17 protein-coding genes are annotated in these 22,893 nt (G+C 57.2%); 9 read left to right on the top strand and 8 right to left on the bottom strand.

Annotation, left to right across the window (positions count from 1 at the left end; genetic code table 11):
• Nucleotides 1-65: 65 nt before the first annotated feature.
• From AC27VJ_RS15535 to AC27VJ_RS15525, 3 genes are all read right to left on the bottom strand, one after another.
• Nucleotides 66-1,979 carry a methyl-accepting chemotaxis protein gene (locus AC27VJ_RS15535; RefSeq protein ID WP_488684771.1) on the bottom strand — a complete coding sequence of 638 codons (1,914 nt, stop codon included), beginning with the start codon at nt 1,977-1,979 and terminating at the stop codon, nt 66-68.
• Between the two features lie 529 nt (nt 1,980-2,508).
• The gene (locus AC27VJ_RS15530; RefSeq protein ID WP_488684770.1) at nt 2,509-3,819 is read right to left on the bottom strand and encodes an HlyD family type I secretion periplasmic adaptor subunit; all 1,311 of its coding nucleotides are present in this window, start codon (nt 3,817-3,819) and stop codon (nt 2,509-2,511) included.
• Nucleotides 3,806-5,650, bottom strand: a complete 1,845-nt coding sequence (locus tag AC27VJ_RS15525; protein WP_488684769.1) for a type I secretion system permease/ATPase — start codon at nt 5,648-5,650, stop codon at nt 3,806-3,808. The genes AC27VJ_RS15530 and AC27VJ_RS15525 overlap by 14 nt, the downstream gene beginning before the upstream one ends.
• Nucleotides 5,651-5,924: 274 nt before the next feature.
• Between AC27VJ_RS15525 and AC27VJ_RS15520 the strand changes: the two genes are divergently transcribed.
• The 5 genes from AC27VJ_RS15520 to AC27VJ_RS15500 all read left to right on the top strand — a co-directional run bounded on the left by AC27VJ_RS15520 (nt 5,925) and on the right by AC27VJ_RS15500 (nt 10,516).
• Complete coding sequence (locus tag AC27VJ_RS15520) at nt 5,925-6,668, top strand: FadR/GntR family transcriptional regulator (RefSeq protein ID WP_488684768.1); 744 nt, start codon at nt 5,925-5,927, stop codon at nt 6,666-6,668.
• A gap of 337 nt (nt 6,669-7,005) precedes the next feature.
• Nucleotides 7,006-8,028 carry an ABC transporter permease gene (locus AC27VJ_RS15515; protein WP_113089991.1) on the top strand — a complete coding sequence of 341 codons (1,023 nt, stop codon included), beginning with the start codon at nt 7,006-7,008 and terminating at the stop codon, nt 8,026-8,028.
• Nucleotides 8,028-8,912, top strand: coding sequence for an ABC transporter permease (locus tag AC27VJ_RS15510; protein ID WP_488684767.1), 885 nt, complete (start codon nt 8,028-8,030; stop codon nt 8,910-8,912). The genes AC27VJ_RS15515 and AC27VJ_RS15510 overlap by 1 nt, the downstream gene beginning before the upstream one ends.
• 3 nt (nt 8,913-8,915) lie before the next feature.
• Nucleotides 8,916-9,752, top strand: coding sequence for an ABC transporter ATP-binding protein (locus AC27VJ_RS15505; protein WP_488684766.1), 837 nt, complete (start codon nt 8,916-8,918; stop codon nt 9,750-9,752).
• Nucleotides 9,752-10,516 (top strand): ABC transporter ATP-binding protein, encoded by a 765-nt coding sequence (locus AC27VJ_RS15500; protein ID WP_488684765.1) that lies wholly within the window; start codon nt 9,752-9,754, stop codon nt 10,514-10,516. Before AC27VJ_RS15505 ends, AC27VJ_RS15500 begins: the two co-directional genes overlap by 1 nt.
• A gap of 10 nt (nt 10,517-10,526) precedes the next feature.
• Here the strand turns inward: AC27VJ_RS15500 and AC27VJ_RS15495 are convergent, their stop codons facing one another.
• The 4 genes from AC27VJ_RS15495 to katG all read right to left on the bottom strand — a co-directional run bounded on the left by AC27VJ_RS15495 (nt 10,527) and on the right by katG (nt 16,248).
• A complete protein-coding gene (locus AC27VJ_RS15495) occupies nt 10,527-11,222 on the bottom strand; it encodes an FkbM family methyltransferase (RefSeq protein ID WP_488684764.1) in 696 nt (231 codons plus the stop codon).
• Between the two features lie 51 nt (nt 11,223-11,273).
• Nucleotides 11,274-13,205, bottom strand: a complete 1,932-nt coding sequence (locus AC27VJ_RS15490) for a putative bifunctional diguanylate cyclase/phosphodiesterase (RefSeq protein ID WP_488684763.1) — start codon at nt 13,203-13,205, stop codon at nt 11,274-11,276.
• A 9-nt stretch (nt 13,206-13,214) separates the two neighbouring features.
• The gene (locus AC27VJ_RS15485; RefSeq protein ID WP_113089999.1) at nt 13,215-13,721 is read right to left on the bottom strand and encodes a putative pterin-binding protein; all 507 of its coding nucleotides are present in this window, start codon (nt 13,719-13,721) and stop codon (nt 13,215-13,217) included.
• Between the two features lie 337 nt (nt 13,722-14,058).
• Nucleotides 14,059-16,248, bottom strand: coding sequence for a catalase/peroxidase HPI (gene katG, locus AC27VJ_RS15480; protein ID WP_488684762.1), 2,190 nt, complete (start codon nt 16,246-16,248; stop codon nt 14,059-14,061).
• Nucleotides 16,249-16,439: 191 nt separating this feature from the next.
• Here katG and AC27VJ_RS15475 point away from each other — a divergent pair, with 191 nt between their 5' ends.
• The 4 genes from AC27VJ_RS15475 to AC27VJ_RS15460 all read left to right on the top strand — a co-directional run bounded on the left by AC27VJ_RS15475 (nt 16,440) and on the right by AC27VJ_RS15460 (nt 22,404).
• A complete protein-coding gene (locus AC27VJ_RS15475; protein WP_488684761.1) occupies nt 16,440-17,354 on the top strand; it encodes a hydrogen peroxide-inducible genes activator in 915 nt (304 codons plus the stop codon).
• Between the two features lie 129 nt (nt 17,355-17,483).
• Nucleotides 17,484-18,041, top strand: coding sequence for a TetR/AcrR family transcriptional regulator (locus tag AC27VJ_RS15470; RefSeq protein WP_113090001.1), 558 nt, complete (start codon nt 17,484-17,486; stop codon nt 18,039-18,041).
• 73 nt (nt 18,042-18,114) lie between these two features.
• Nucleotides 18,115-19,257 (top strand): efflux RND transporter periplasmic adaptor subunit, encoded by a 1,143-nt coding sequence (locus tag AC27VJ_RS15465; RefSeq protein WP_488684995.1) that lies wholly within the window; start codon nt 18,115-18,117, stop codon nt 19,255-19,257.
• Nucleotides 19,258-19,266: 9 nt separating this feature from the next.
• The gene (locus tag AC27VJ_RS15460) at nt 19,267-22,404 is read left to right on the top strand and encodes a multidrug efflux RND transporter permease subunit (protein WP_113090003.1); all 3,138 of its coding nucleotides are present in this window, start codon (nt 19,267-19,269) and stop codon (nt 22,402-22,404) included.
• Between the two features lie 65 nt (nt 22,405-22,469).
• Here the strand turns inward: AC27VJ_RS15460 and AC27VJ_RS15455 are convergent, their stop codons facing one another.
• Complete coding sequence (locus AC27VJ_RS15455; RefSeq protein WP_113090005.1) at nt 22,470-22,790, bottom strand: hypothetical protein; 321 nt, start codon at nt 22,788-22,790, stop codon at nt 22,470-22,472.
• Between the last annotated feature and the right edge of the window lie 103 nt (nt 22,791-22,893).

The following is a 22,893-nucleotide window of genomic DNA, read 5'->3' as shown; positions in this document are numbered from 1 at the left end:
CAGCATAACGCCCGCGACAAGCACGGGCGTTATCTTCAGTCAAAGCTCATGCGAGCGTCGTTCGATCAAAACTCTTCCCAGTCGGACTTAACGGCTGCGTTGCCGTTGAAAGCTGCAGCAACCTTGCGGCTCAGCGCGCGTGCGGGAGATTGGACAGGACGTTCGGTGGGAGCCGCGGCACGCACCGGTGCTTCGTAACCACCTGAAAGCTTGAACTGGCCCAGCAGATGGTTGAGCGATGCCACTTCCTTCGCAAGACCATGGCTTGCCGCGGTCTGCTCTTCGACCATGGCCGCGTTCTTCTGCGTGTCCTGATCCATCTGGTTTACAGCCGTGTTGATCTGCTGCAGACCGGAAGACTGTTCCTGCGCCGCATCCACGATGGCCACGACGTGACGGTTGATTTCCTGCACTTCGGCCACGATGGTTTCCAGAGCACGACCGGTCTCACCAACTAGCTGAACGCCCTGCTCGACCTGAGCATTGGAGGTGGTGATCAGGCCCTTGATGTCCTTTGCCGCACTGGCGGACCGCTGAGCAAGCTCACGCACTTCCTGTGCAACGACCGCAAAGCCCTTGCCTGCCTCACCTGCACGCGCGGCTTCAACACCGGCGTTCAGTGCCAGAAGGTTGGTCTGGAAGGCAATCTCATCGATGACGCTGATGATGTTGGAGATTTCAGACGACGATTTCTCGATCTGCTCCATGGCAACCACGGCCTTGCGGACGACATCACCGGATTGTTCTGCACCGGTGCGAGCGCGGGCTACCAGCTGACCGGCCTCCTGAGCACGCTTGGTCGAATCCTTGACCGTCGTGGTGATTTCTTCGAGAGCCGCTGCGGTTTCTTCAACAGACGCTGCCTGCTGTTCGGTGCGCTTGGCCAGATCATCGGCAGCCGAGCGGATTTCATTGGCACCGGCATCGATACCCCGGGCATTTTCCGCCACGCGGCTTAGCGCCGTCTGAAGCTTTTCGGCAGAGGAGTTGAAGTTGCTACGGACGGCATCCAGATGGGCCGCGAAGGGCTGGCTGATGCGATAGGACACATCACCGTCTGACAGGCGCGACAGGGCGGCAGCGAGATTATCGACAGCAAAGCTCGTGTCTGCGGCTTCCTTGGCTTTCTGCTCTTCGCGGGCAATACGCTCCTTTTCGGATACGCTGCGGTTGGCCTCGGCTTCCGCCTCGAGACGCGATCGTTCAATGGCGTTCTGACGGAAAACAGACACGGCAGCGGCCATTGCGCCAATTTCATCCTTCCGATCGCCATGTGGCACCTCGCGTGAGGTGTCGCCAGCGGCCAGTGTGTTCATCGATGACGTAATTTCGGCAATAGGCATCGCAACCTTCCGGAAGCTGAAGAAAGCCGCAAATGCGCCGATGATTCCAACAATAGACGCTAGTATAACTGTGGCACTGAAGGAAAACGAAGCAACGGACCTGGCTTCGGCCAAAGCGGTCTCACCACCAGATTTGTTGAGCGCAATCATTTCGTTGAAAGCAGCCACAGCAATGCCGCCCTCTTCGGTCATTTTCCTGATCTGCTCCTTGGCCTCTTCAGTCTTGCCAGCCCGCTTGAACTCGATCATCTGATCGCCAGACTTTTCGTATTCCTCGATAGCTTTTTCCGTCACCTGCGACTTTGACGTCATAGCCGCTGTCGTCAAACTTGCGCTGAATGCATCGAACGCGCGTTTGCGTATCTGCATGGCGTTTTGAACCAAACCCGCTGCTTTCGTTATCTCCGCTTCGCCCTGAGCAGCCATCGCCAGCGCATAATTGCGCCGTTCATCACCGAGTAAGCGATCCAATTCGGCTATTTGCATCTGGCGGGAAAGGCGGAAACCCATGGTTTCCAGTTGCTTCTGGAGGCCGTTGACCGAGTACATGGAAAACAAACCCTGCCCGATGCCAAGAGACACCACGACTGCGAACATAAGAGGCAAAAGCGTTTTGATGCGAATATTATTGAGCATGGCTAAATCCCTGATTGGATGCGTATTTCCTCCCAAATACGCATGTGGAGCTATGTTCTGAGCACTGAGCGCTTCAGACGTGAAAGTGGGGCGTTAAGCGAGACTTATTCTCACCGTATGGCAACTATTGCGGTTGCAGACACGTGTCATTCCTTCGACCGAGTTTAAGGCCGCAGATGCAAAACTCGCGTGATCCGGGAAAGACATGTGTCATCTCATAAGCGCTTCGAGCAAACCGGAAAGACACATCCACGTCGCCCAATAGATTGTGCGACGACCATCGTGCTGCCAGAATGGAGGATACTTCTTCATGAAGCGGCATGGCCCTAAGTTTGGGCAAAAGTTGTTTAAGCAGAGTTAACGGGGAGCCCCTTTATTTGCGAAATAACTCAACAAATTCAGTGACCTTAGGTTAGATAATTCAAATAAATTAAGTTTGATATTTCTCACGTAACGTAAGTTCAGCGGCGCTAGAAAAGAATAAGTTGCATTGGAATCAATATTGTCCTTTGTCAAATTTCCTCGGTTTTTACTCTTCTCGAAATGCGCGGTTGATCTGGTCAGACAGCGGTTTCACGAGATAAGACAGCGCAGTTCTGTCTCGCGTTTTTATCATTGCCTCTGCTGGCATGCCTGGAACAAGCGTCAAATCTTTCAACCTTGCCAATTCAGGCTCAGCAACCGTAAGACGCACCACATAATAAGAAGCCCCGGTCCTTTCATTCGTGGCAAGGTCTGGAGCGATCCGCGTGACACGTGCGTTTAGTTGCGGGGTTGTTCGCTGGCTGAATGCAGACATGCGCAGCACCGCTTCGTGGCCGATGCTGATCTGGTCGATATCCTTTGGCGCGATCTGCACCTCAAGCGCCAGCTCATCCCCCTCCGGCACGATAGACATGATGTCCTCTGCCGGGCTGATGACACCGCCAACCGTGTGCACCATGAGCTGATGCACCGTGCCGGATTGTGGTGCGATGATATCGATGCGCTTCAAACTGTCTTCTGCGGAAATCTTGCGCTCCACATATTCGCCGATCTGCGCCTGCACCTCGCGCAACTCTCGCCCGACTTCAGATTTTAAATCTTGATCGACCTGCAAAATTTGCAACTGAGTCTCGGCTATACGCCCGCCAACCTGTGCCTGATAGGCAATTTTCTCACCGCGCTCACCGCCAAATGTCGCAATCTGTGTTTTCAGGCTGTTCAGGCGTTGGTCTGAGACGACGCCCTGTTCCCTCAACGAGCTTAGCGAGGCAATTTCCTTCTTCAGAACGTCTATGCCCTGCGCATAGGCTGTTTCCTGCGCCTGCAAGCCTTCAATTTCATGATGCGACTGGGCAATGCGCTCCAGAAGTTGGGCCTTCTTGCCTTGCCGGGATTCCTTGCGAAACTCGAAAAGCCGGGTTTCGCTGTGGATGGCCGACGCCACATCCGGGTCTCCACGTCGAGCCAGAAGCTCACTGGGATAGGATATCTGTTGCATATCATCCCGCTCGGCTTCCAGTCGCGACAGCCGTGCCGTCAACTCATCAAGCCTTTTGGTGACGATGGCCAGATTGGCGCGGGTTTGCGTTGCATCCAGACGCATCACCACATCGCCCGCCTTCACGACATCGCCATCCCGAACCAGAATCTCTCCCACCACACCCCCGGTAGGATGCTGCACTTTCTTGACATAGGAATCGACCACGAAGTGACCGGGGGCGACGACTGCACCTGAAAGCGAGGTGACGGATGCCCATGCTCCTGCCCCACCCACCAGCACTACGCCCATGACGACGCCCGCAAGCAGATGAGCCCGGATGGACCGAGAGACATCGAAAGCCTCAATGTTTGACATCGCTGCTGTCCTCCGTTTCCACCTCACTTGCAGTGACCTCATCAGACTGAACTGCCTGCTGGGCCACGGCGCGGAGCGGTCTTACGCCGTAACCCGTCGCCGCGAAACTTTTGGCAGGCGGCGTGGCTGCGACGCTGCTTTTGAGAACTCTGGACAGGACCTCATCTCGCGGCCCGAACGCCTTTTGCTGTCCATTCTCCATCACCATCACCAGATCGGCGACACCGATGGCGCTTGGCCGGTGCGCCACGACCACGGCAATGCCGCCCCTTGCGCGAACGGATGCAATGGCGTTGACCACAGCCGCCTCCCCCTCCGCATCCAGATTGGCGTTGGGCTCATCCAGCACCACGACGAACGGATCGCGATAAAGCGCGCGGGCCAGACCGATGCGCTGCCTTTGCCCGGCGGAGAGCGCAGAGCCTGCTTCACCAATGCGGGTTTCATAGCCCTTCTCGAAACGCAGGATCAGTTCGTGAGCGCCTGCCGCTTTCGCAGCTGCAACAATCGCGGCATGGTCGCCCTCCTCATCGAAGCGGGAAATATTGTCAGAGATGGTCCCATCGAAAAGCTCCACGCCTTGCGGCAGATAGCCCATGTGCCGCCCAAGCATCTCACGATCCCATTGGTCGAGACTGGCGCCATCGAGCCGAACCTTGCCAGACGCCGGCACCCAGGCATTGACCAGCACCCGCGCAAGCGTCGATTTTCCCGATCCCGATGGACCGATCACACCGAGTGCACTGCCTGCCCGCAGTATGAAATTCAGCCCGGCAACCGTCGGCTTTGTTTCTCCCGGCGGCACGATGACCACACCTTCGACGTGCAGGTCTCTGACGGGCACAGGCAAAGCCGTGACCGGTCGGTCCTGCGGAATTTTCGCCAGCAAATCCTGCAAACGGCTCCAGCTCTGTCGTGCCATCAAAAACGGCTTCCAGTTGCCAATCGCCAAATCCACCGGTGCAAGCGCTCGCCCCATCATGATGGAGCTTGCAATCATCACACCGCTGCTGACCTCCTGACGAATGACGAGATAGGCACCAACACCCAGAATGGAGGATTGCAGCATGATGCGCAGCATTTTGGACATGCCACCCAAGGTATTCGAAACATCCCCAGCCGCCCTGTTGGCCGTCAGGTAGTTGCCATTCGCGTCACCCCAGCGGGATGCGATACGCTTCCCCATGCCCATGGACTGGATGACTTCAGCGTTGCGCCGTGCCCCCTCCAGCAAACCGTTGCGATGCATGTTGTGACTGATCGTATCGCGGATCGGCTTCTGTGACAGGGCATTGGTCAACAACGTCAGCGCGATCAAAACGACGGCACCGACCAGCGCGGTCATGCCGATCCAGAAATGGAAGAGAAAACAGATGCCGAGATAAAGCGGCATCCATGGCAGATCAAAAAGCGCGGTCGGCCCCTGCCCCGATAAAAAGCCGCGAACATTATCCAGATCGCGCAGAGGCTGAAGCCCATCCCCCGGCATCCGTCTGATCAGCGGCAAACGCACAACCGCATCATGCACGCGGCCCGACAGCTGATTGTCGAACTGCTCGCCAACACGCAACAAAACACGCGACCGGATGATGTCAAGCACCGCCTGCACCATGAACATGGCGGCGGCCAGAATGGCGAGACCAATGAGCGTTTCGACGCTGCCGCTGGCCAGCACGCGGTCATAGACTTGCAGCATGAAGAGTGGAGATGTCAGCGCTAGCACATTCACAACGCCGCTGATCAGGGCGATGGCTGAAATGACCCATTTGAGTGACGGAGCATCCGCAGCAGCCCTGTGCTGCGACGGCGACTGTTGGAAAAATCCGAACAAATTTCAAAACCCATGATGTGAGTAAAAATGCCGTTTTCTGTAACTAGGTAATTCGCAATTTAAATTATCGTAGAACTCGACATACCCGTATTTAGATCAATAAATGTGAAATTTACAACCAAAAGAAGATAAAGAAATTCGATTAAAGTTATCAGGCCGACACAGGCTGTAAACCCCGATACCGTGTCAGTGGAAATTGAGGTAGACAAGAAAACTTGCATTGCGGCAGCGAGTTGCTAACATGCCAGACAGGTAACAGCCAGGTGAGGCCAATATGGACGCTGCACGCACAGTCGAGCGAGGGACGTCACTCGCATCCAAGATCAGCACGGCTTTGCGGCGCGATCTGGTTGGAGGCGTCTTTCGTCCGGGTGATCGCCTGCCCAGCGAAAGCGCACTGACACGGGAATATTCCGTCAGTCGTACCGTGGTTCGCGAGGCTATCGCCATCCTGCGCGCGGACGGATTGGTAGAAGCCCGCAAGGGCGCCGGTATTTTCGCGCTGCAAATCCAGCAGGAAAAGGACGAACCCTTCAAGGATCTGACGACGGAACGGATCTCCTCCGTCATAGAGCTTCTGGAACTGAGAACGGTCTTCGAAGTCGAGTCGGCTGGCCTCGCCGCCTCGCGCCGTTCAGCCACCCAGATCGAGGCTATTCTTGACGCACACAACAAGATTGGCGCGTGTCTTCAGAACGGACAGCCAACCCGCGATGCGGATTTCGATCTTCATTTCAAAATCGCGGAAGCCACGCAAAACCGCCGCTTTCCGGAGTTTCTACGCCTCATCAGATCAGGCATCATTCCGCGCGGAGAGTTGCAGGGCGCCGAACCCGGCTCACGCCCGAAGGACTATAATCTGCATCTTCAGGAAGAACACGGACGTATCGTGGACGCCATCATCGAAGGCGATGCAGAGGCTGCCCGCGAGCAGATGCGCATCCATCTGCGCGGAAGCCTCGAACGCTACAAGGTGCTTTTGCGGTCCAAGACCGCCCATGTCGAAGACACGGGCTGAAGCAGGCCTAAGAGAGTCAGATTAAGTTCAGATTACGCTGCTTAGTCCACCTATGGTGCAGCGGTGCGTTATCTTTCTTCTCCTCGCTGGGGAGAAGGTCGGCCGAAGGCACGGATGAGGGGCTAGCTCTTCGTATTCACCTACCCTGCCCCGCTCATCCCTCTGCCGCACCCTCTTCTCAACCGACAGGGTGCAAAGAGACGTGAAGCTCCTCGTCCCCAACCTGTCTCTCAACCCTCCAGCGTCGCGCTTGACAGATACGACAACATGTGACAGATTTTTGAAAACTTGTCAGACATGAAGCGCTCGCTTCGGGAGACTGGCAGAGGGAGGAAATATGCACATACGAAGCCCGCGCCTTGCCGGCGCGGCCGGGCAAATCGGCACCATTGCCATTACGCTGCTCGGCCTGCTTTTGCTCACCTTCTTCATCGGGCGTCTGATGCCTGCGGACCCGGTCCGTGCCATCGTCGGTGAAGATGCGACCCGCGAAACCTACGAGCAGGTTTTCCGCTCGCTGGGTCTCGACAAGCCGATCTGGCAGCAATTCTTCTATTATCTTGGAGATGTCTTCACCGGAAATTTCGGCACATCCATCAGAACCGGCCAACCTGTCATTCAGGATATCCTGCATGTCATGCCGGCTACAATCGAGCTGGCGACATTCGCCATCATGATCGGCGCTGGCCTTGGCGTGCCCATGGGCGTCTTTGCAGCCGTCAACAAGGATCGCTGGCCCGACCATGTCGTTCGCGTCATCAGCCTGTTCGGCCATTCCATGCCGATTTTCTGGACAGGTATGATTGCGCTTATCGTTTTCTACGCCAAACTCGATCTCGTCGGCGGCAGCGGTCGCATGGACCAGTTCTATATCGGCCTTGTCGATGAACGAACCGGCTTCCTGTTGATCGACAGCCTTCTGGCCGGAGACATGGATGTCTTCTGGTCTGCCGTGAACCACCTTATCCTCCCCGCCGCACTGCTGGGTTACTCATCCTCCGCCTACATAACCCGCATGACCCGCAGCTTCATGCTCGACCAGCTCGGTCAGGAATATGTAACAACGGCGCGGGTAAAAGGTCTCTCCAGCCGCCAGACCATCTGGCGTCACGCATTCGCCAACATCCGCGTCCAACTCGTCACCATCGTTGCGCTGGCCTATGGCTCGCTGCTGGAAGGCGCCGTGCTGATTGAAACAGTCTTCGCATGGCCGGGCTTTGGCCAGTATCTGACCAGCAATCTTATCATCGGCGATATGAATGCGGTCATGACCTGCGTCTTGATTGTCGGCGTCATCTTCATTGGCCTTAATCTCCTGTCCGATATTCTTTATCGCTTCTTTGATCCGAGGACACGCTGATGACCGCGCAAGCAGAAAAAATCAGGCTTCCCGCCTCGCTCAACGCGCTGAAGAACATCGTCCTCTTCCTGTTGCGCAGCCCCACCTCGACTTTCGGACTACTCGTCCTCGCCGTCCTGATCCTTTCGGCAATCTTCGCGCCGCTGATCGCCACGCATGACCCTTATGTGCAGGATTTGACGAACGTGTTGAAAGCGCCGGGTGATGGGCATTTCTTTGGCACGGATGAACTCGGTCGCGATATCTTCAGCCGCCTCGTCTTCGGCGCACGCATTACGCTGACCATCATCTTCCTCGTCTCCATCGTGGTCGGCCCCATCGGCCTCATCATCGGCACCGCCTCGGGCTATCTCGGCGGCAAGTTCGATACGGTCATGATGCGCATCACCGATATCTTCCTGTCCTTCCCAAGCCTGATCCTGTCGCTGGCCTTCGTTGCAGCGCTTGGTCCGAGCCTAAACAATGCGATCATCGCCATTGCGCTGACCTCATGGCCGCCGATTGCCCGCCTGGCACGCGCAGAAGCCATGACCTTCCGCAATGCGGATTACATCGCCGCAGCCCGTCTGCAGGGTGCGTCGCCCATGCGCATCATCGTCAAGTCGATCATGCCTATGTGCTTGCCTTCGGTCCTCATTCGCCTGACGCTGAACATGGCAACCGTCATCCTGACAGCTGCCGGTCTCGGCTTTCTCGGCCTCGGCGCGCAGCCACCTTTGCCGGAATGGGGCGCGATGATTGCAACAGGCCGTCGTTACATGCTGGACAATTGGTGGTTAGTAACGTTCCCCGGCGTGTCGATCCTCTCCGTCAGCCTTGCCTTCAACCTTCTGGGTGATGGTTTGCGCGATGCGCTGGATCCCAAGCAGATGAACCGGAGATAAGCCATGGAACGGACAATTCTGGACGTGAAAAATCTCCGCATTCGCTACGGTGGTTCCGAAACGGAAGCCGTGCGCGGTGTGTCCTTCACCCTTGGCCGGGAACGTCTCGGCATCGTCGGTGAAAGCGGCTCGGGTAAATCCACCGTCGGACGCGCGCTTCTGCGCCTCCTGCCCGGTGCGACGATCACCGCCGATACGCTGCGTTTTGATGAACTCGACCTTCTGTCTCTGTCGGAAAAAGAGATGCTGAAGGTCCGCGGCAGACGCATGTCGATGATCCTTCAGGACCCCAAGTTTTCACTGAACCCCATTAGGCGTGTCGGTGATCAGGTCGCGGAAACCTATCTCCGGCATTTCAAATGCACGAAAGCGGAAGCCAGGATCAAGGCGCTTGTCATGCTTGAGGCGGTCAAAATTCGTGATCCTGAACGCGTCTATGCCCAATATCCGCATGAAATCTCGGGCGGCATGGGACAGCGCGTCATGATCGCCATGATGCTTCTCGCAGACCCGGACCTCGTCATCGCGGACGAGCCGACATCAGCTCTGGACGTTACCGTTCGCCTGCAGGTGCTGAACATTCTCGACAGCCTCGTGCGGGATCGCGGCATCGGGCTCATCATGATCAGCCATGACCTCAATCTGGTCCGCAATTTCTGCGACCGCGTTCTCATCATGTATGCGGGCCAAGTTGTCGAGACCCTTTCGGCGCGGGATCTGGACAGTGCCCAGCACCCCTACACACGCGGCCTTCTGGCAGCCCAACCGCGCATTGGCGGCAGCCGTTCGCCGCTCGCCGTTCTGGACCGCCGCCCGGAATGGCTGGAGGAAAAAGCCTGATGTCAGTTTCTGTTGAAATTCACGATCTATCGATCAGCTTCGGTGAAGGCCCCTCCGCCGTCAAGGTTCTGCCGTCCGTGTCCTTTTCCGTGCAGCCGGGTGAATGCTTCGGCCTCGTCGGCGAATCTGGCTCCGGCAAATCCACCGTCCTGCGCTGCGTGTCCATGCTGACGGATTTCTGGAAGGGCGACATCCTGATCGACGGAAAATCCGTGCGCGACATGCCGCTGATCGACCGTTGCCGCACGCTGCAAATGGTGTTTCAGGACCCTTACGGCTCACTGCACCCGCGCCAGTCGGTCAGAACCGTTCTCAACGAGCCCCTGACCATCCACAAGCTGGGTAACAAAGAAGAGCGGATGCGCAAAGCCATCACCGATGTCGGCCTGCCCGTCTCGTTTCTGGATCGGTTTCCGCACCAGCTCTCGGGCGGGCAGCGTCAGCGCGTGGCAATCGCCCGGGCTTTGATCCTTGAACCATCGCTGCTGCTGCTGGATGAACCGACTTCTGCGCTCGATGTTTCGGTTCAGGCGGAAATCCTGAACCTGCTGCAACGCCTTCGCGAAGAACGCGGCTTCACCTACATCATGGTCACCCATGATCTGGCCGTGGTGGATCATATGTGTGACCGGTTTGCAGTCATGCTGCGTGGAGAAGTCACCGAAATACTGCCACGAAACGCCATTGCAGCCAATGGCGCAACCCACCCTTATGCCCGCGAACTCATCGGCGCATCGCTGGAATATGAAGGTGCGAACGCCTGAAAGACGAGGCTCAATCCACGTCGGGATCGTATTCTCTCGGCGTGTCGTCTTTCGAAAACAGCACGCAAGGTCCGCGAGAGCCGCGCGGATCGTAGGAATATCCCTTCAGCGCCAGCGCCTGCGTAATGTCGCGAATGCCTGCCAGATGGTATAGGTGGTCGTGCAGTTCCACGAATATCCGCTCCACACCGATAAGCTCGGCATTCTGTAGCAAATCATGTTCCGCACCCTCGATATCCATGACCAGCGCATTGATCTGATGGCGGGCAATGAATTCATCGATGTTTTCGGACGGGATTTCGATGCGATCTTCGTAAGGCCCCTGATTTTCATCCATCGATGACATCCACAGGTCTTTGCGAACGTAAAACGGGTGAACATGCGGCGCATGCGCCGTCAAAAGCCCCTGCGAGAAGGTGACATTGTCGGCGCAATTCGCCTTGATGACACGCGCAGCCAGCGCCGCCGTGCCGGGGTTGGCCTCGAACGCCCAGACGGACACATCCTTGATGCCAGCAATGATGGAGGTGATGATGCCAATGCCGGAGCCAAGCTCAAGCACGCGGTCGCCGGGCTTGATCGCTTTTAGAATGCTGCGGGCTTCTTTCGCCTCATAGCTTCCATCTTCCAGCGCTTTCCAGATGACGGGAGAAACCTCTTCCCGCGCCAGATCGAGCCGCACCCCATGCACGTCAAGCCGTTCCATTTCAAAATCCCTTAAAGGCCGAGGCCAAGATAAACTGCAACATGATTTCTCTTAAATCGAACGCCTGAAAACATCGAGCTTTTCAGCGGGCGCTGGGTACCCAATCAGGTAACCCTGCATCTGGTCGCATCCAAGCCGGGTCATGCAATCGAACTGCTCCTGCGTTTCAATGCCCTCCGCAATCGTCGTCATTCTCAGGCTCTTGGCCATGCCGACTACAAATTCCACGATGGCCAGCGCATCCGTATCGGTGGCAACATCGCGCAGGAACGACTGGTCGATCTTGATTTTATCGAAGGGCACGCCACGCAGGTTTCCGAGCGAGGAATATCCGGTGCCGAAATCATCCATGGCGATCTGTATGCCGACTTCTTTCAGCTTCTCCAGCGTTTCCAGTGTCTGGTCGCTTTTGTTGAGCAGCACGGATTCGGTAATCTCAAGCTCCAGCCGGTTTGCATTCAGCCCGCTCTTTTCAAGCGCGTTGACGACGTTCTGGATGAGGCTGGTGCTATGGAACTGAACCGGCGAAAGGTTGATCGCAACCTTCAAATCGCCTTTCCAGCTCTTGGCTTCCTGGCATGCCGTATCCATCGCCCATTTACCAAGTGAATGAATCAGACCTGTCCGTTCGGCCACGGGAATGAAGGCAGAAGGCGGCACGCGGCCACGCACGGGGTGCGTCCAGCGCAGCAATGCCTCGAAGCCGCAAATCTCGCGGGTCTTTGTCAACATCTGCGGCTGGTAATAGACTTCCATCTCATTGTTTTGCAGTGCCATCTGGAGATCGGCCTCGAATGAGCGCTTTTCCGTTAGCTGCTGCTGCATATGGACTTTGAAAACGCTGGCGCGGCCCGGCCCCAATCTCTTGGCTTCGTAAAGCGCCAGATCGGCACGCTTGAACAGCTCGTCAGCATTCATCACATCACATGATACCGCAATCCCTACGCAGGTGCCGATTTTGATCTCAAGCTCACCGAGATTATAGGGATGGCTGATCTCGGCGATCAGCGCATCGGCCAAAGTTAGCGCCTCATCCTCGCTCAAGCCACTCGAAATCACCGCAAACTCATCACCACCCAGACGGCACACCATGTCGCCATCTGTGCGTAGTGAAGACAGGCGTATGCCGACGGCTTGTAGCAACGCATCACCCACATCATGGCCGAGCGTATCGTTGATGTCCTTGAAACCATCAAGGTCCAGCAGCAGAATGGTCGCCGTTTCGGGCTCGTCCAAACTCAATCTGTCGTTCAGTTCTTTCCTGAACAGCGCGCGGTTGGGTAGTTCGGTCAGCGCATCGTGATAGGCATCATGCGCAAGACGCACATTGTTGGCCTGCAATTCCAGCGTTGCCGCACGCAAATCATCCGTCAGCCCGCGCATGTCTTTCTGCGCGCGATCCAGCAGATTGTTATGGCGGTTCAAGAGGAAGATCAGCGCCACACCGCAGATGATCAGTCCGCCCGCCAGCCCCGTATAGATGATGTGCAGCTTGCGCACTTCCGAATGTGCGGCATCGATGACGTCGACGTCATAGGCGACGGAAGAGGATGCAAGCGTGGTCAGCGGCCCGTCCAGCGTGCTCATCGTCGGCAGCAGCGCCTTGACGGTTTCCGGCTGCAACTGAGCGAGGTTCTTGTCCAGATCCGTCAGGATCGCGTCCAGCTTTGCGACGAGTTCCAGCCAGTCCGCACGCTCGGCAATGAAGGCACCGAGCTTGCCCTGCTTTAGCAGCTCCAGCCTGCCCAGCATGATATCCATACGCAGCCGCAGGTCGTCGCGGGTTATGCGGTTGGGATCGAGGACGAAACCGTAGAGATTGTTCTGCAGACGCAGATATTCCGAGACAGTCTGGCTGACCGCCCATGAATCATTGTATCTGGCGAATTTCTGCAACGCGGTTTGCCGCTGTGCAATGACGTAGGCAATATAGCCCGTTGCCAAAACGAAACAGCAAATGATGACCGCCAATACTTTGCGCAAGCGGCACCTTTACTCGACTATAAGCTTCGCAACCTGCCAAGCGGAGCGCGTATAGTACGTCTGCGTTTGAAGTTCCGGCGCACTGTCATAGGGATAGATAACGAAGAGAGGCCCCTTTTCGCGGACCTCCATGTAATTGCCATCCCGTTTCATCGCCAGAATGACATTGTATTTTTCAAAATCGGCCATTGGAATGGTGCTAACATAATCGTTCAAGGCAACGGCGGTCACGGTGTCGCCCTTGGCCCCGACAAGCTCCATCAGCTTCTTGAGCGAAACGCCTTCGAAACGTGTGCGCCCGTCGTACCAGGGTGAGTTCGTCTCGACCGTGACCAGCCCCATGCCCTCAAGCATATCCCGGTCAAACTTGGCCGCGCCGTCGGCATTGGTGTTGGATATATGGCCGGAAATCGTGAGAATGGGTTTGCCCGCAGGCTGTGGCAGGGAACCGGCCTGAGCAGTGGAAAGCCATGTGATCGCCAAAACGGCGCTGAGAATTAACCGCACAAAACGCATTGTTTTTGTCCTTCGATAGACCTCGATGGCTGACCACTCGCCACATCACGAGCTTTCTAAAATCTTATATCAGGATTCGATACAATATGCTTACTGAGATTTGATGAACATAAAGGCTTGGGCTTTTAGCATATTGAGCAGCGCATTTGCTTGAAAAGCAATTGCGTCAGACACGTTTACCGAATGTTTTTGATAGTCGTTAGAAAAATCGGTAAATTTTTGCAAAATGGTTTAGGAAAATAAAACACTTAGACACCGGGCGTGGTAACGGCCACGCCCGGTGCTATCTGTGGTTAAACCCGGCTCCCAAAAGGAACCATGGTTCGAATCACCGTCCTTAGTTCAGGTCGAACCGGTCGGCATTCATCACCTTGTTCCAGGCGGAAACAAAGTCTTTGACGAAGCTGTGCTTGGCATCGGATGAGCCATAGACCTCGGCCAGTGCGCGAAGCTGCGAATGCGAGCCGAAAATCAGATCGACGCGCGTGCCTGTCCACTTCGCTTCACCGGTCTTGCGGCTACGTCCTTCATAAACGCCTTCCTTGCCGGCAACCGGCGCCCACTGAACATCCATGTCTAGCAGGTTGACGAAGAAGTCGTTGCTCAGCGTTCCCGGACGGTTGGTGAAGACACCCTGTTCCGGCTCACCCACGTTAAGCACACGAAGACCACCCAAAAGGATCGTCATTTCCGGGCCTGTCAGCGTCAGAAGCTGGGCGCGGTCGACAAGCGCTTCTTCCGGCTTCATGAACTGGTGGCGGGTCTTGCTGATGAAGTTGCGGAAACCATCGGCGCGGGGCTCAAGCGCTGCGAAGGATGCAACATCCGTCTGCTCCTGAGACGCATCGGTCCGGCCCGGCGTGAAGGGAACGGTGATGTCGTGACCGCCATCCTTCGTCGCCTTTTCGACACCCACGGCACCGGCCAGCACGATGAGGTCGGCAATCGAAATCTTCTTGCCACCGGTCTGCGCCGCATCGAAGTCGCGTTGAATGCCTTCCAGAGTGGCGAGAACCTTGGCCAACTGTGCAGGCTGGTTGGCTTCCCAGTTCTTCTGCGGCTCCAGACGAATACGCGCACCATTCGCACCGCCGCGCTTGTCCGATCCGCGGAAGGACGAGGCAGAGGCCCAGGCTGTGGAAACCAGTTCCTGCACCGTCAGACCCGACGCCGCCACCTTTGCCTTCAGGCTGGCGATGTCGCCATCATCGACAAGCGGATGATCGACCGGAGGGATGACATCCTGCCAGATCAAATCTTCGGCTGGCACTTCAGGTCCGAGATAACGAACCTTCGGTCCCATGTCGCGGTGGGTCAGCTTGAACCATGCCCGCGCAAAGGCGTCTGCAAACTGGTCAGGGTTTTCGAGGAAGCGGCGCGAAATCTTTTCATAGGCCGGGTCGAAACGCAGCGCCAGATCCGATGTCAGCATGGTTGGAAGATGCTTGCGCGATGGATCATAGGCATCGGGAATGGATGCCTCGGCGTTCTTTGCCACCCATTGCTTGGCACCAGCCGGGCTTGCGGTCAGTTCCCATTCGAAAGCAAAGAGGTTTTCGAAGAAGAAATTGCTCCACTGCGTTGGCGTCTGCGTCCAGGTCACTTCCGGGCCGCCAGTAATGGCGTCCTTACCGAAGCCGGTACCGAATTTGCTCTTCCAGCCCAGCCCCTGGTCTTCGATGTCGCCACCCTCAGGTTCCGCACCGATGAGCGACGGGTCGCCCGCACCATGGGTCTTGCCGAAGGTGTGACCGCCTGCAATCAGGGCGACGGTTTCTTCGTCGTCCATCGCCATGCGCGCAAAGGTCGCGCGAATGTCGCGAGCCGATGCCAGCGGATCGGGATTGCCGTTCGGGCCTTCCGGGTTGACGTAGATCAGGCCCATCTGCACCGCACCCAGCGGCTCTGCCAATTCGCGCTCGCCGCTGTAGCGCTCATCGCCCAGCCATGTGCCTTCCGGTCCCCAGAACAACTCTTCCGGCTCCCAGACATCGGCGCGACCACCGGCAAATCCGAAGGTCTTGAAGCCCATGGATTCAAGCGCCACGTTACCGGTCAGGATCATCAGATCGGCCCAGGAAATCTGGTTGCCGTATTTCTGTTTGATCGGCCAGAGAAGGCGGCGGGCCTTGTCGAGATTGGCATTATCGGGCCAGCTGTTGAGCGGCGCAAAACGCTGTTGACCGGCACCGGCGCCACCACGGCCATCGGTAATGCGGTAAGTACCGGCGCTATGCCACGCCATGCGGATGAACAGACCGCCGTAATGACCGAAATCGGCGGGCCACCATTCCTGGGAATCGGTCATCAGTGCGTGAAGGTCGCTTTTCAGCGCATCCAGATCGAGCTTCTTGAATTCTTCTGCGTAGTTGAATTCCTTGCCCAACGGGTCCGAAAGGGATGAGCCGTGATGAAGAATCTGAATGTTCAGCTGGTTCGGCCACCAATCGCGGTTCGATCTGACGGCTTTCGGCGTTTGGCCGTGGGCGACGGGACACTTAGCCGCGCTATCGGTTTTCTGGTCCATGATATCCTCCATGTCATTTATGAGTGGGCGTTCAAAAAGAGAGTTCGCAGTCAAAAATCGCAGGATTTCAGTCGTCCCAGCCGCAACCTTCGCGACCGGCAAACCCAACCTAATCTCTCCCCAAGACCTTTTAACGACTGATATCCATAAATTTAAGTTGGATTTACTGATCAAGGCGATAAGCTAAGCTTATGAAAAATCTGACCCTGAAACAGCTGCGTTATTTCGAGGCCCTTGCACGCCACCGGCGCTTTCGCCTCGCTGCGGATGCCTGCGCCATTTCCCAACCCGCTCTGTCCATGCAGATCAAGGAACTGGAGGAGGATGTGGGCCATGAGTTGTTCGAACGCAGCGCCCGGGAAATCAGGCTCACGGGCTTTGGCCAGACATTCGCCATCCGCGTGCGAGAAATCCTGCGCGCGGTGGATGAGTTGGATGAATTGGCCCGGATTTCGAAAAACTCGTTCCTCTCTCGACTTCGGATCGGTATCATCCCCACCGTCGCCCCCTACCTGCTGCCCACCATCATCAATGATCTCAACAAGGCCTTCGAAGGCATCGAGATCCAGGTGCGCGAAACGCAGACCGCCAGATTAATAGAGGAGTTGAAACAGGGCGATCTCGACCTCGCAATCGTCGCTCTGCCCATTTCTGAGCCAGCACTGACGGAACTCAAATTGTTCGATGAAGAATTCGTGCTGGTCCGGCGGCATGAGGATGGCGGAAAACCCGTGCCGGAGCGCACCGCCCTGCCCAAGATGCGGTTGCTGCTTCTGGAAGAAGGCCACTGTTTTCGCGATCAGGCTCTGTCCTTCTGCAATGTCGGCTCCTCCCAGCCGCGCGAAGTCATGGAGGGAAGCTCGCTGTCCACACTGGTGCAGATGGTCAGCGCCGGTATCGGCATTACCCTCATCCCGGAAATGGCGGTGCCGATGGAAACCCGCTCGGCACATGTTTCTATATCGCATTTCGAAGCGCCCGCGCCGGTGCGCTCCATTGGAATGATTTGGCGAAATGCCTCCCCGCTCATCAAACAGCTGATGCCGATTTCCGAGGTCATCCGGGGTTCGTCCGAGAAGATGCGCGCGCTATCAGTCGCCAGTTAGGTGCGCCACCATCGCGCCTTGCCCAAGCAACATATTGATTTTAAGTCATAACTAATCGTGATGTTTTTTGCGCTTGCTTAAAAACACGAACGTTCGTATTGAAAACCATATTTTAGATTGTGAGCAATTATGGCTAGAACACGCAAGATCAGTGCAGATGATATTCTGGACGCCGCCGAACGCGTTATTCTGCGTCTGGGCGCCGTTGGCGTTTCCATCGATGCGGTAGCGCAGGAAGCGGGCGTCAGCAAATCGCGGGTCGTCTATGATCATAAATCCAAATCCGCGCTGCTGGAAGCCTTGATCGACCGCCGCTTGACCTCGGAAGAGGAGCGTGTCCGTGCGTCTGTGGACGCCAACAGCGACAAGGCGCATCCGGAGCTTTTCGGTCGCATCGCCGTTGCGGAAAAAGAGCCAGACGATACCGACAAAGCAGTCTGCCTTGCCATGAGTGCGGCCATGTCGAGCGAAGAAAAACTACACGAAAAACTGCGGAACTGGACGCGCAAAGATCTGGCAGACATAGGCGGCGGCAAAAGACCCAAAGCAGCTCTGATCGCCTATCTTGCACTGACCGGTTTCTACTGCACGGAATATTTCAATTTCTACCAGTGGGAACCAGAAGCCCGGCTGGAAATTCTCGACGATATTCGCGCCATATACCTGAACTCTCCTGACGAAACATGACGATCGCCTGCGGGCGATAAACGAGGACTATACAATGCACAGCAGAACATCTCTGCCGCGACTGCTAACCGTGATGGCTGCCGTTTCTCTGATGGTCGCCCCCCTTGCTGCCAACGCTCAGGAAGGCATGCAGATGCCGCCGCCTGCCGTCAGCGTGCTGGAACTGACATCGAAATCGGTACCCGTGGTCAACGAACTGCCGGGCCGCATCGCCGCCACGCGCATTGCCGAAGTTCGCGCCCGGGTCTCCGGCATTCTGCAGGAGCGAGTCTTCGAGCAGGGCACGCTGGTGCAGAAGGGCGATGTACTCTACCGCATCGATCCGCGCCTCTTCAAAGTTCGCGTCGCCAGCGCCGAGGCCGCCTTGCAGCGCGCCCAGGCCACGCAGAACAATGCCCGCCAGCAGCTTGAACGTCAGAAAAACCTGCGCGAGCGCAATGTTTCGACTGGCATCGATTACGATACGGCTGCCGTCAATCTCGCTCAGGCCGATGCCGACGTCGCGCTTCAGCAGGCCGCTTTGGATGAAGCACGCATCAATCTGGAATATACCGAAGTCCGCGCACCCATCACCGGCATCATCGGCGGCGCTCTCGTTACCGAAGGCGCGCTGGTCACTGCCGATGGCACGCAGAACCTTGCCCTGATCCAGCAGATTGACCCTGCCTATGCCGATTTCACCCAGTCTGCACAGGATATGATGGCGCTGAAACGCGCCGTGGCAGATGGAAAGCTCGCCAGCCCCGCCCCGGATCAGGCCAGCGTGCGTCTCGTGTTTGATGATGGCTCGCTCTACGCCCAAGCCGGTCGTCTGCTGTTCGCCAGCGCCAGCGTCGATTCCACCACTGGTCAGGTCACGCTACGTGCGGAGTTTCCCAATGCAGGCCGCGATCTCTTGCCCGGCATGTATGTCCGGGTGAGAATTGAGCAGGCCGTGCGTGAAAACGCCATCACCGTGCCTCAGCGGTCCATCGTTCGTACAGCCGACGGCAAGCCACAGGTCTATGTGGCCAAGGAAGACAGCACCGCCGAAGCACGCCCTGTCGAACTCGGTCAGGCCATCGGTTCGGAATGGGTTGTCGAGAAAGGCCTGACGGCTGGCGAAAAAGTCGTGGTCGATGGCGCGCAGAAGGTTCAGCCCGGCGGCAAAATCGCGCCGGAACCATGGCAGCCGGAAAAGGCCGCCGACGCGTCCGCGCAAGCACCCAAGCAGTAAGGTTACCCCATGGCACAGCTTTTCATAAAACGGCCTATCCTCGCCTGGGTTTTTGCGCTGTTCATTTCCATTGCGGGCCTCATCGCCCTGCCCTTCCTGCCGATTGCGCAGTACCCGAAGGTCGCGCCGCCGCAGCTGACGATCTCCACCACCTATCCCGGCGCTTCGCCGCAGGATATCTATCAGGGCGTCACCCGGCTCATCGAAGACGAGCTGAACGGCGTCGAAGGGCTGATGTATTTCGAGTCCACCTCGGACACGTCCGGTCAGGTTTCCATCAACGCCACCTTCCAGGCTGGCACCAACATCAATCAGGCCTCGGTCGATGTGCAGAACGCTATTCGCCGTGTCGAAGCCCGCCTGCCCTCCGCCGTTGCCGCGCAAGGTGTGACCGTGGAGGAAGCCGCATCCGGCTTCCTGATGTTCATCACGCTCACCTCCACCGATGGCACGATGGATGAGGTGGCGCTTGGCGATTACCTCAACCGAAATGTCCTTGGCGAATTACGCCGTATCGAAGGTGTCGGTCGTGCCCAGCTGTTCTCGGCGCAGCGCGCCATGCGCGTGTGGATCGATGCTGACAAGCTCGTCGGCCTCAATCTTACCGCTGCCGATATCAACAGCGCCATTACCGCTCAGAACGCGCAGGTTGCCGCAGGCCAGATTGGCGCGGCCCCCAACCCTGTTACACAGGATTTGACCGCCACCGTTCTCGTCAAAGGACAGCTGACCGATACCGAGGAATTCGGCAACATCGTGCTGCGCGCCAACCCGGATGGCAGCAGCGTGCGGCTGAAGGATGTCGCGCGCATTGAACTCGGTGCGGAGACCTATAACTTCTCAAGCCGTCTGAACGGTCAGGCCAGTGCCGCCGTCGGTATTCAGCTTTCCTCTACTGGTAACGCTGTGGCCACCTCCAAGGCTGTCTCGGCCAAGCTTGAGGAATTGTCGCGCTTCTTCCCGAGCGGCGTTGCCTATTCCGTTCCTTACGACACCAGCCCCTTCGTCTCTGCCTCCATCGAAAAGGTGGTCAGCACGCTGATCGAAGCCGTCGTTCTCGTCTTCGTGGTGATGTTCGTCTTCCTGCAGAATTTCCGTTACACGGTCATTCCCACCCTTGTCGTACCGGTGGCCTTGCTCGGCACCTGCGCGGTCATGTATGCCACCGGCTTTTCCATCAACGTGCTGACCATGTTCGCCATGGTGCTCGCCATCGGTATTCTGGTGGATGATGCGATCGTCGTTGTGGAAAATGTCGAGCGCATCATGGCCGAGGAAGGCTTGTCGCCGAAGGCGGCCACGCAAAAAGCCATGACACAGATCACCGGCGCCATTCTCGGCATCACGCTGGTTCTGGCCTGCGTGTTCATTCCCATGGCCTTCTTCCCCGGCTCGACGGGTATCATCTACCGCCAGTTCAGCTTGACCATGGTCGTGTCGATCCTCTTCTCCGCCTTCCTGGCGCTATCGCTGACACCTGCCCTTTGCGCCACCTTCCTCAAGCCCATCAAGAAAGGGCATCACGAAAAAGGTGGCCTTGGCGGCTGGTTCAACCGCAAATTCGACGGCCTGACCCATGGCTACACCAAGGCAGCCACCGGCGGCGCGCGCCGTGCGGGCCGGATGATGGTTATCTATCTCGCTCTCGTCGCGGGCCTCGGTTATCTCTTCGTCAGTCTGCCAAGCGCTTTCGTGCCAGATGAAGACCAGGGCTTCCTGATCGTCGATATTCAGGGACCGCCGGAAGCCAGTGCCAACCGCACGACCGCGTCCATTCAGCAGATCGAAAAGATTTTCGCCGCTGAACCTTCGGTCAAGGATGTCGTCGCCATTCAGGGCTTCAGCTTCTCCGGTAATGGTGCCAATGCGGCTCTCGCCTTCGTCACCCTGAAGGACTGGAGCGAGCGCGGTGCCGATAATTCGGCGCAAGACATCGCCAATCGCGCCAATATGAAGCTCTTTGGCCTCAAAGACGCGACCACCTTCGCCCTTTCGCCACCGCCCATCGAAGGCTTCGGCACATCGGGTGGTTTCAGCTTCCGCCTTCAGGATCGTAACGGCATCGGCCAGGCAGCTCTGTCTGCAGCGGCTGGTGAGCTGATGCAGAAGGCAAGCAAGAGCCCCATTCTCGCAGGCATGCGTATCGAAGGCCTGCCGGATGCTGCGCAGATCCTGCTGGTCATCGACCGCGAGAAGGCCAACACCTTCGGCATCACCTTTGCCGATATCAACAACACCATCACCGCCAATCTGGGTTCGTCCTACATCAACGACTTCCCCAATTCGGGCCGCATGCAGCGGGTCATCGTGCAGGCGCAGGACCGTGACCGTCTTCAGGTCGAGGACCTGATGAAGCTCAACGTGCGCAATTCCAGCGGCGGCATGGTGCCTCTCAGCTCCTTCGCCATCGCACAGTGGCAGAAGGGTTCTCCGCAGATCGTCGGCTATAATGGTTACCCGACCATCCGTATCGCCGGTTCACCGGCCCCCGGCAATTCCACGGGTGCCGCCATTGCCGAAATGGAAAAGCTCGCCTCAGAACTTCCCGGCGGCATAGGTTATGAGTGGACCGGTCAGGCGCTGGAAGAAATCAAGTCGGGCACGCAAGCGCCCTTCCTCTTCGGCCTCAGCATTCTCTTCGTGTTCCTGCTGCTGGCAGGTCTCTATGAGAGCTGGTCTATCCCGCTTGCGGTGATGTTGGTCGTGCCGCTCGGCATCATCGGGTCGGTGCTTGCGGTCATATTGCGAGATATGCCCAACGACATCTACTTCAAGGTGGGCCTGATCGCGATTATCGGTCTATCGGCCAAGAACGCGATCCTGATCGTGGAATTTGCCAAGGACTATTATGCGGAAGGCAAATCCCTGCTGGATTCCGCCGTGGAAGCCGCCCGCGTACGTTTCCGCCCGATCATCATGACCTCGCTCGCCTTCACGCTCGGCGTGGTGCCGCTCGCCATCGCAACCGGCCCCAGCGCCGCCAGCCAGAACGCCATCGGCACCGGCGTTCTCGGCGGCATGGTCTCGGCCACCATCCTCGCTGTCTTCTTCGTCCCGGCCTTCTTCGTCTTCGTCCTCACCTTGATGCGAACGAAAAGGCCCGTGGAAGACCCGGCACCCGATGAGCCGAAACCAGCTCAGCCCTAATCAGAAACAGAAACGCCGCAGACATCATCTGCGGCGTTTCTGCATGGGGAGGAAAATGAAAGCGATCAGCAATCCCGGCCACTGGAATAACCATCGACGATGCAGACCGAACCCGGCATGGGCTGGGTGATGCTGCGGCGGATGCTGTAGGATTTCTTGGGCTGTTCCACGCGGTGGATCGAGCCGGTGCTGATCATATCGAAACTATCGGGCACCTGCGCGAAACGCGAAGGCGGCATTTTGCCGGCCAGCATCGGCGTGACGATGAGAGAAAGAGCAATGGCCACCATACCGAACAGCAGCGCGACGTTCAAAACGCCGATCCTGCGTGATTTCTCGGAATAGGATTGGCGATCCTCGACTGTTTTCCAGAAATCTTCGTTCATATCAGGCCTCGCTACGCGCCATTTACCAATTATTCAGCCTCTGAATTTGCCAGAGGGTGCTAAACGAAAGGTTAATGGCGGCCCGTTTTGGCACGCACGAAGA

It is taken from the genome of Agrobacterium sp. 20P9.1.2 (assembly GCF_057799395.1).
Note: the sequence above shows the minus strand (reverse complement) of the source record. Positions and strands in the feature narration are given on the sequence as shown.